Annotated in this window: 2 protein-coding genes; both read right to left on the minus strand. The window is 66.4% G+C overall.

Annotation, left to right across the window (positions count from 1 at the left end; all coding sequences use genetic code 11):
* Positions 1-705, minus strand: a 705-nt coding sequence (locus EPN31_RS15740; RefSeq protein WP_291775443.1) for a peptidylprolyl isomerase, incomplete at its 3' end; no start/stop codon positions are given.
* Positions 706-797: 92 nt separating this feature from the next.
* Positions 798-1,827, minus strand: a 1,030-nt coding sequence (locus tag EPN31_RS15745; RefSeq protein WP_291775445.1) for a TRCF domain-containing protein, incomplete at its 5' end; no start/stop codon positions are given.

Raw genomic sequence — 1,827 nt, forward strand, 5'->3', positions numbered from 1 at the left:
GCCGAACGGCGACTTCACGGGCTGGCTGACCTGGCCGATGGGCAGCTTGAACGCCGCATCCTGGAAGGCCGGCACCATCTGGCCCTTGCCGAACCACCCGAGCTCGCCGCCCTTGTCCTTGCTGCCGGGGTCCGTCGAGTACTCCTTGGCGAGATCCTCGAACTTCTGACCCTGCTTGAGCTTCTGCTCCACGATCTGCGCGGTCTTCTCGTCCGGCACCAAGATGTGGCGCGCGCGTACCTGCTCGGGGCGATCGTACGAAGCGTGGTTCTTGTCGAAGAAGGCCTTCACGTCGGAGTCGGCCACGTGCACCTGCGGTGCCACGGCCTTCTCCAGCAGCACCTGCTGCGTGACGATCTGCTTGACGTCATCCATCGTCAGGCCTTGCTGCTTGAGGAGCGCGTCGAACTGTCCGGAGGGGTAGCGGGCCTTGATGTCGTCGATCTTCTTCTGGGTCTCGGCATCGGAGGCGACGATGTTCTTCTGCTTCGCGTACTGGTCGAGCAGCGCTGTTTGAATGAGCTGCCCAAGCATCTGCTTACCGCCGGGGCTTGCCTCGAGCTTGGCGTCGAGCTGGGTCTTGGTGATCTTCTGACCGTTGACCGAGGCCAGCGTCCCGCCGCCGCCCGAGCAGGCGGCTAGGGTGAGGCTCAGTGCGCCGACGGCGGCCAAGGCGACCAGCCGATGCTTCGTCCACGTGCTCACGTACGATACTCCATAGCAACGAAACCGCCCCAAGGGAGGGGCAGCGCAAGGTGGTTCGCCCGGGGGAAAGGTCTTCCTTTTCTCCAGCGTTTCTAGAGCGTCTCGAGGAGCGCGCCGAGCAGGGGGAGCCAGGTGGCGGGGCTGCCGTCGGGGAGGTCCACGGTGAGGCGCTGATCGCTGAAGCGGAAGTGCCCGCCGGTCAGCCGTTGGAGGTCGGGGATCGCCCGCGGCGAGAGCTCGAAGCCCGTGCCCACCCCCAGCACCAGGCGATGATCGTCCACCACCAAGCGCGTGACGCGCTTGCGCAGGGCCAAGGTGCGCAGCTTGGTGATCTCCACCAGGTACTGGAGCGGCTCCGGCATGGGCCCGAAGCGGTCGCGCAGGCCGGCGGCGATCTCGTCCACTTCCTGCGCGCTGCGCGCGGCGGCCAGCTGCTGGTAGACGGCGATCTTCTGCGAGGCCTGCGTGATGTAGTCGTCGGGGATGTAGGCGGTGAGCTTGAGGTCGAGCACGGCCTCTTGCGCCTGCTCGCGCACCTTGCCCTGGCGCTCCGCCACGGCCTCCGCCAGCAGTTGGCAGTAGGTGTCGAAGCCCACGGCCGCTATGTGCCCGGACTGCGCGTGCCCCAGCAAGTTCCCCGCGCCGCGGATCTCCAAGTCCCGCATGGCCAGCTGCAAACCCGAGCCCAAATGCGAGAACTCGCGGATCGCCTCCAGGCGCGCCTTGGCTTCTTCGGTGAGGGCCTTGTGCGGCTGGTAGAGCAGGTAGGCGTAGGCCTGATGGTTGGAGCGGCCTACGCGCCCGCGCAACTGGTAGAGCTGCGAGAGGCCGAACTGATCGGCGTTGTTGACGATCAGCGTGTTGGCGTTGGGGATGTCCAGACCGTTCTCGATGATCGTGGTGGCCAGCAAGATGTCGATCTCGCCGTCGACGAAGGCGCTCATCACGGGCTCGATCTCCGCTTCGCCCATCTGCCCGTGGGCCACGGCGATGCGGGCGCTCGGCAGCAGCGTCTGCAGGGCGTTCTTCACGCCGTAGATCGTCTCCACGCGGTTGTGGACGAAGTAGACTTGGCCGCCGCGGTCCAGCTCGTACTGGATGGCGCGCACGATCAGCGCGTCG

The sequence above is a fragment of the Castellaniella sp. genome, assembly GCF_004321985.1.
Lineage (GTDB): Bacteria > Pseudomonadota > Gammaproteobacteria > Burkholderiales > Burkholderiaceae_B > Castellaniella.